The 653-nt window shown below is 68.1% G+C and carries 1 protein-coding gene; it reads left to right on the top strand.

What is annotated here, in order from left to right:
- Positions 1–653, top strand: a 653-nt coding sequence (locus U5775_RS38940; RefSeq protein ID WP_322063439.1) for an aromatic amino acid lyase, incomplete at both ends; no start/stop codon positions are given.

Genomic DNA, 653 nt, shown 5'->3' on the forward strand with positions numbered 1-653 from the left:
ATGGGCGCGTGCCTCGACCAGATGCGCCACGCGGCGCAAGTGCTGCTGATCGAAGCCAACGCGGTCTCGGACAACCCGCTGATCTTCCCGGACACGCAGGAAGTCATCTCGGGCGGCAACTTCCACGCGGAGCCGGTGGCGTTCGCGGCCGACAATCTCGCGCTGGCCGCCGCTGAAATCGGCGCGCTCGCCGAGCGCCGCATCGCGCTCCTGATCGACGCGACGCTCTCGGGCCTGCCGCCTTTCCTCGTGAAGGACGGCGGCGTGAACTCGGGCTTCATGATCGCGCACGTGACGGCGGCGGCGCTGGCTTCGGAGAACAAGACGCTCGCGCATCCGGCTTCGGTGGATTCGCTGCCGACGTCGGCGAACCAGGAAGACCACGTGTCGATGGCGACTTTCGCCGCGCGCAAGCTCGCCGACATCGCCGGCAATACGGCCAACATCCTCGCGATCGAGCTGCTGGCCGCCGCGCAGGGCGTGGACCTGCGCGCGCCGCACGCGACCAGCCCGGCGCTGCAGAAGGTGATGCAGTCGGTGCGCAGCGAGGTGCCGCATTACGATCTGGACCGCTATTTCGCACCCGATATCGCAGCAATGACGCAGCTCGTGCAGAACGGCGCAATCGCGGCGCACAGCCCGTTCGCGTTCGA

This window comes from Paraburkholderia sp. J63 (assembly GCF_905220245.1).
In the GTDB taxonomy this organism is placed as follows: Bacteria; Pseudomonadota; Gammaproteobacteria; order Burkholderiales; family Burkholderiaceae; genus Paraburkholderia.